Origin of the sequence: Streptomyces ossamyceticus (assembly GCF_001418475.1) — a bacterium.
GTDB classification, from domain to species: Bacteria; Actinomycetota; Actinomycetes; order Streptomycetales; family Streptomycetaceae; genus Streptomyces; species Streptomyces ossamyceticus.
The window spans coordinates 21,740-28,536 of record NZ_LIQX01000374.1 but is presented as its reverse complement, the minus strand read 5'-3'; the positions used below and the strand labels follow the sequence as shown (position 1 = coordinate 28,536).

The 6,797-nt window shown below is 71.4% G+C and carries 6 protein-coding genes; 3 read left to right on the top strand and 3 right to left on the bottom strand.

Annotation, left to right across the window (positions count from 1 at the left end; all coding sequences use genetic code 11):
- Positions 1-1,631, bottom strand: a 1,631-nt coding sequence (locus AOK15_RS26130) for an alpha-1,4-glucan--maltose-1-phosphate maltosyltransferase (RefSeq protein WP_055520805.1), incomplete at its 3' end; no start/stop codon positions are given.
- Between the two features lie 57 nt (positions 1,632-1,688).
- Positions 1,689-1,985 carry a DUF5133 domain-containing protein gene (locus tag AOK15_RS26125; RefSeq protein ID WP_055520804.1) on the bottom strand — a complete coding sequence of 99 codons (297 nt, stop codon included), beginning with the start codon at positions 1,983-1,985 and terminating at the stop codon, positions 1,689-1,691.
- A 316-nt stretch (positions 1,986-2,301) separates the two neighbouring features.
- On the opposite strand from AOK15_RS26125, the gene AOK15_RS26120 reads away from it, so the two are divergent.
- From AOK15_RS26120 to AOK15_RS26110, 3 genes are all read left to right on the top strand, one after another.
- Positions 2,302-2,886, top strand: coding sequence for a hypothetical protein (locus AOK15_RS26120; RefSeq protein WP_055520803.1), 585 nt, complete (start codon positions 2,302-2,304; stop codon positions 2,884-2,886).
- A gap of 80 nt (positions 2,887-2,966) precedes the next feature.
- Entirely contained in the window at positions 2,967-5,108 is a 2,142-nt protein-coding gene (gene glgX / locus AOK15_RS26115; RefSeq protein WP_205632232.1) for a glycogen debranching protein GlgX, read from the top strand.
- A 126-nt stretch (positions 5,109-5,234) separates the two neighbouring features.
- On the top strand, positions 5,235-5,780 hold the full coding sequence (locus tag AOK15_RS26110; RefSeq protein ID WP_055520802.1) for a hypothetical protein: 546 nt from the start codon (positions 5,235-5,237) through the stop codon (positions 5,778-5,780).
- Here the strand turns inward: AOK15_RS26110 and AOK15_RS26105 are convergent.
- Positions 5,763-6,563, bottom strand: a complete 801-nt coding sequence (locus AOK15_RS26105) for a glyoxalase/bleomycin resistance/extradiol dioxygenase family protein (RefSeq protein ID WP_055520801.1) — start codon at positions 6,561-6,563, stop codon at positions 5,763-5,765. The genes AOK15_RS26110 and AOK15_RS26105 overlap by 18 nt on opposite strands.
- Positions 6,564-6,797 lie beyond the last annotated feature (234 nt).

The following is a 6,797-nucleotide window of genomic DNA, read 5'->3' as shown; positions in this document are numbered from 1 at the left end:
AGCGGGGTGATGGTGCGTCCTTCGCGTTCGGCGGTGGTCCAGTCGCGGGGGCGGAGTTGGTACTTCTCGGAGTCGAGGTATTCCTCGCTGCCGGGTTTGAGGGGGGTGTTCTCGCACAGTTCGTAGCCGGAGTAGACGCCCCAGGTGGGGGAGAGGGTCGCGGCGAGGACGGCGCGGAGTTCGAAGGCGGGGCGGCCGCCGTTCTGGAGGAAGGCGTGCAGGATGTCGGGGGTGTTGACGAAGAAGTTGGGGCGCATGTAGCTCGCGGCGTCGCCGGCGAGTTCGGTGGCGTACTCCGTCAGCTCCTGCTTGGTGGTGCGCCAGGTGAAGTAGGTGTAGGACTGCTGGAAGCCGGTCGCGGCGAGGGTGTGCATCATCGCGGGGCGGGTGAAGGCCTCGGCCAGGAAGATCACGTCGGGGTCGGTGCGGTTGATGTCCGCGATGACCTGTTCCCAGAACACCACCGGTTTGGTGTGGGGGTTGTCGACGCGGAAGATCCGCACGCCGTGGTCCATCCAGTGCCGCAGGATCCGGGTGGTCTCCGCGATCAGGCCGGGCATGTCGGCGTCGAAGGCGATGGGGTAGATGTCCTGGTACTTCTTCGGCGGGTTCTCGGCGTGGGCGATCGTGCCGTCGGGGCGGTGGTGGAACCACTCCGGGTGTTTGTCGACCCAGGGGTGGTCGGGGGAGCACTGGAGGGCGAAGTCCAGGGCCACCTCCATGCCCAGGGCGTGGGCCTCGGCCACGAAGTGGTCGAAGTCCTCCAGGGTGCCCAGGTCGGGGTGGACGCTGTCGTGGCCGCCCTCGGGGGAGCCGATTGCCCAGGGCACGCCGACGTCGTCGGGGGTGGGGGAGAGGGTGTTGTTGCGTCCTTTGCGGTGGGTGGTGCCGATGGGGTGGATCGGGGGGAGGTAGACGACGTCGAAGCCCATGGCGGCGATCGCCGGCAGCCGCCGGGCGGCGGTGCGGAAGGTGCCGTGGGGCTGTTCGGCGGTGCCCTCGGAGCGGGGGAAGAACTCGTACCAGGAGCCGAACAGGGCGCGTTCGCGTTCCACCAGCAGCGGCAGCGGGTCCGAGGAGGTGACCAGCTCCCGCAGCGGATGCCGGGCCAGCACCTCCTCCACCTCCGGCGCCGACGCCGCCGCGAAGCGCTCCGCGACCGGCAGCGTGTCGTCCCGCAGCCGCCGCACGGCGGTCATCAGCACGGCGTGAGCGTCCGCCTCCGGGACCCCGGCGGCGGCACGCTCGTACAGCTCGGCGCCCTCCTCCAGGACGAGACCGCCGTCGATGCCCGCCGGGATCTTGATGTGCGCGATCCGGCGCCAGGTGGCGACCGGGTCGCCCCAGGCCTCCACCCGGTACGTCCACCGGCCCACCGACGTCGGGGTGACCGAGGCGGCCCACCGGTCGGTCCCGGACCCGAGTTCCCGCATCGGCGTCCACGGCGCGGGGCGGCCCTCAGGGTCCTTCAGGACCACATTGGCCGCGATGACGCCATGCCCTTCCCGGAAGAGCGTCGCGGTGACCTCGAAGGTCTCTCCCACCACCGCTTTCGCGGGACGCCTGCCGCACTCGACGAGCGGGCGGACGTCCCTGATGGGGATACGGCCGATGGCCGGGGTCTGGCTCATGGGTCTCACCTCCGCCGAACTCGGGATGGGAAATGCGCCGAACGGGTGCCGACTGCCCTACCACCCGGCGGCGGAACGCCGCTCGGACGGTGGGCCGTGGGGCACCGCACGGCTCTTGCGGGTCTGACCGGTCTGCTCCTGGAGGTACGCGGGCAGAGTCGTCTGGAGATAGCGCTCGGCCGCGGCCACGGCCTCCCGGGCGCAGCGCTTTCCCATCAGCACGCACAGCGTGTAGCCCGAGTCCTCGAAATGGTCCCGGGCGGCCCTGTCCGCGGGAGCCGCGAGCATCACGCGTTCCCACATGCGGTAGCGCCGCAGTTGTCTGGCCACCTCGTTCTTGGCGGGCAGCAGCATGTGCTGATCACCTCCCGGCACTCTCGGTGGAGCACGCTTCCCGTGGGAGGCCGTGCACTGAGGAGCACCGACGCATGAGGAGCCGGTGCCTTCACTCATGGTGCACGGGCGGCCACCGTGCGTCTTGTTGGCGCTTCAACCACCTCTTCCGTCGCTCGTGTTGCACGAATGGCGTAGCCACCCCACGCTGGGAGCTGACTCAGAAGTGATCGGTGCTCACGCTCCGTGTCCCGAATGCGTCCCGCGGACCGTTCCGGGGCTCGTTCCAGGAGGGACGGAGCGGGGCGGGAGCTTCGCCGGTGAGGAGCCAACGACGATGAAGACCGCAGTGCCTCGCTACTACCACCTCGACGTGGAAGTCAGTCCGGAACGGGTCGGACGGGTCAGGCGCATCCTGGCCGCCCACCTCCGGTTCTGGGACCTGGAGACCCTCGTCGAACCCGTCTGCCACAGCGCCGAACTGCTGCTGCACGCGATCGACGAGCACGCGTCGGACAAGAACACCTCGGTCGAGATGTGGTGGAACGGGCAGCACCTCATCGCCGCCATCGCGGAGAACGACCGCGAGCTGCGTCCCGACCGCGAGCTGCGCCCCTGCCTGACCCGCATCGCCGCGCTCAGCGACGGCTGGGGCTGCTGTGCCACCGACACCGGCAGCACGGTCATCTGGTTCACCCAGCGCGCCCCCGTCGACGAAAGCGTCCCCCTCGTTCCCACGGCCCCCTCGCCGACGCTGCGCGAGGTCCTCCAAGTACCGCGCGAGGTCCGGGTGGTCGCGCTCGCCGGCCCGCAGGGCGACACCCCGGCCGGCGTGCCGGACACCGCCGCGGCCGCCGCGAGCGCGGACCGGCTCGCGAGCCCGGTGCCGACCGTGTCGAGCACCTGCGACGCCGCGCGGTGACGGGGCGGGGGAAGCGGAACGGGCGTGCGCGATCCGGCGGGAGCGGGTCCGCGCGGCCGGCCGGCAAGGACGACGCGCGGGTGGACAAGGCGCCGCCCGCGCGGCCGCCGTCGCTCAAGCCCGTAACCGTGTGGAGCGGGCAGCCCTACCCGCTCGGCGCGTCCTACGACGGCACCGGCACCAACTTCGCGCTGTTCAGCGAGGTCGCCGAGGGAGTCGACCTCGTCCTCGTGGACGACGACGGCGACTCCCGCACGGTCCCGCTCACCGAGGTCGACGGCTTCGTCTGGCACGGCCACGTCCCCGGCCTCGGACCGGGACAGCGCTACGGCTACCGCGTGCACGGCCCCTGGGACCCGGCCGCAGGACACCGCTGCAACCCCGCGAAGCTGCTGCTCGACCCGTACACCCGCGCCGTCGACGGGCAGGTGGACAACCACCCCTCGCTGTACGACCGCACCGACGACAGCGCCGGGCACACCATGCTCGGCGTGGTCACCGACCCCTACTTCGACTGGGGCGAGGACCGCCGGCCCCGACGGCCGTACGCCGACACCGTGATCTACGAGGCCCACGTCCGGGGCCTCACCCGCACCCACCCCGACATCCCCGCCGAACTGCGCGGCACCTACGCCGGGTTGGCGCACCCCGCGATCATCGAGCACCTCACCGAGCTGGGCGTCACGGCGATCGAGCTGATGCCGGTGCACCAGTTCGCGCAGGACGGCGTGCTCCAGGACCGGGGCCTCGCCAACTACTGGGGCTACAACACCATCGGCTTCTTCGCGCCGCACAACGACTACGCCGCCCACGGCACCCGCGGCCAGCAGGTCACCGAGTTCAAGTCGATGGTGAAGGCGCTGCACGCCGCCGGCCTCGAAGTGATCCTCGACGTGGTCTACAACCACACCGCCGAGGGCAACGAGAAGGGCCCCACCCTGTCCTTCCGGGGCATCGACAACGCCTCGTACTACCGGCTGGTGGACGGCGACTGGGAGCACTACTACGACACCACCGGCACCGGCAACAGCCTGCTGATGCGGCATCCCTACGTGCTCCAACTGATCATGGACTCGCTGCGGTACTGGGTCACCGAGATGCACGTGGACGGCTTCCGCTTCGACCTCGCGGCCACGCTGGCCCGCCAGTTCCACGAGGTGGACCGGCTCTCGGCGTTCTTCGACCTCATCCAGCAGGACCCGGTGATCAGCCGCGTCAAACTGATCGCCGAACCGTGGGACGTCGGCGAGGGCGGCTACCAGGTGGGCAACTTCCCACCGCTGTGGTCCGAGTGGAACGGCAAGTACCGGGACGCCGTGAGGGACTTCTGGCGCGGCCGGCCCGGCATGCTCGGAGAGTTCGCCTCCCGGCTGACCGGCTCCGCCGACCTGTACGAGCACAGCCGCCGCCGGCCGCGCGCCAGCGTCAACTTCGTCACCGCGCACGACGGTTTCACCCTGCGCGACCTCGTCTCGTACAACGACAAGCACAACGAGGCCAACGGCGAGGGCAACCGGGACGGCGAGAGCGTCAACCGCTCGTGGAACTGCGGCGCCGAGGGCGCCAGCGACGACCCACGCGTCCTCACGCTCCGCGCCCGCCAGCAGCGCAACCTGCTGTCCACCCTGCTGCTCTCCCAGGGCATCCCCATGCTGTGCCACGGCGACGAGCTGGGCCGCACCCAGGGGGGCAACAACAACGCCTACTGCCAGGACAACGAGGTCTCCTGGGTCGACTGGCGGCTCGACGACGAGCAGCGCGCGCTGTTCGACTTCACCCGGCGGCTGATCGCCCTGCGCGCCGCCCACCCGGTGCTGCGCCGACGCCGGTACTTCCGGGGCTCCACCGCCACCCGCCCGGACCAGCCGCTGCCCGACCTGGTGTGGCTGACCCCGGACGCCCACGACATGACCGACGAGGACTGGGCGCGCCCCGACGTCCACTCCGTCGCCGTGTTCCTCAACGGCGACGCCATCGCCGAACCCGACCCGTACGGCAGGCCCGTCGTCGACGACTCCTTCCTCCTGCTGCTGAACGGCCACTGGGAGCCTGTCGCCTTCCGCCTGCCCGGCACCGCCTACGGGGAGCGCTGGACCACCCGCGTCGACACCGCAGCCGAGCCGGACGGCACGCCCGACGAGACGGAGCACAAGGCGGGCACCGAGATCCTGGTCGCCGCCCGCGGCCTGCTGGTCCTCTCCCGGCCCTCCAGGACCACGTGAACGGTGGCTGAACGTCGGCCGACAGGATGAGAACACCGCCGGAGGGCTTTCTGCGAGGCCGACGGCGCGCGCATAGTGGGCGGTGGCGCCCGACCCGGGGGAGGCGGGGGCCGAGGGGAGAGGGCAGTGGTCAGATATGTCCACCACCAGCTGATCACGGTCGCCGAGGCGGCCGCCGCCTTGGCGGTGACCGTGCCGGTGGTGTTCGCCGTCCGGGGCGTGCCCACGCCGCCGGAGGACTTCTGGCAGGTGAGCGCGGCCCTGGCGGTGTTCCTCGCGCTGATCGGGCTGCTGTCCTGCACCGTCGGCCGACGGGGAACCGAGAAGCGCGACTTCGAGACAGCGCTCCCCCTGGCGGATCCCGACGCGGTGCTGCCCACACCGCGAGAGTCCCTGCGCCGCAGCTTCACCCCGGGCTTCGTCGCCTACCTGATGGTCGTCTGCCTGGTACTCGCCCTGGTGTGGGAGCCCCTGGTCGCCTTCGCGCCGCTGCTGTACGTGCCGGACCGGGTCGTCAAAGGGGCGTACGCCGCCCATTGGGAGCGGCGGCACGGTCTCGTGCTGTGGCGGGGACATGTCGCCGACCAGCCACTGGGGGACGAGCAGTCCCTGTACTCGTCCGGACGGCGGCCCGTCGCCGGGCCGCCGGGCCGGTCAGGGCTCGCGGTCTGAGGTGATCGTGAACTGGGCGCCGTCCGGATCGCGCAGCACCGCCTCGTGCGGGCCCTGGGTGAGGACGGTGCCGCCGTGGTGCTGGGCGGCCTCGACGCAGGCGGCCACGTCGGAGACCGAGAAGTGGATCTGCCAGTGCGGCCGGATCGTGGGATCGGGCGCCGCCTCCAGCGCCCCGGAGGTGATCCGGGCGACGACGTCGCCCTGGCTGCGCAGGACGACCTCGTTGGCCTCGTAGCGGACCTCGCAGCAGCCCGGTTTCCCGGAGGCCCACTCCAGGACCTCTCCGTAGAAGATGGCCGCGTCGAAGGCGTCCCGGGTGTGGAGGCGGACGAAGGCGGGCGCGGCCCGGTGCCAGACCTCCCAGTCCGTGAAGAGTTCCCCCTCCCAGATCCCGAACGTCGCCCCGTGGCGGTCGGCCAGCAGGGCCGCCCGGCCCGGCGGGAAGGACAGCGGGCCGACCGCGACGGTGCCGCCGCGCTCACGGGCCCGTGAGGCGGCGGCGTCCGCGTCGGACACCGCGAAGTAGGGCGTCCAGGCGACCGCCATCTGCCACAGGGTCGCCACTCCGGCGATCCCCGCGACCGGCACACCGTCCGCCAGCGCGATCCGGAAGTGGTCGCCGAGCTTCGCCGTGCGCCACGTCCAGCCCAGCACGGCCTCGTAGAAGTCCTCCGTGGCCGGCAGGTCCCGGCTGGTGAGGCTCACCCAGCAGGGTGCTCCGCACACGGATCGGGTGGACACGACACTCGTCGTGCCCCTGGGTTTCGTCTCGCTGTTCATGGCAGTCGCGTCCTGGTCTAGTCCACCGGCACACACCGGCCGCACTCCAGTGTCCAACCGGAACCGCAGTCGGCGCCTGCCGAGTACCCCCGAGTCGGCGTTCCGATGCCGGTGACGGCCGATCCTCGGGCGACCGTTCGGGTGATGACGTGCGGCTTCCGGCACTTACCGCCCGCCACGGCGCGCATGCGCTCCGCGTCCCGTGCGGGGAGGATGCGGCACATGGCCGCACCA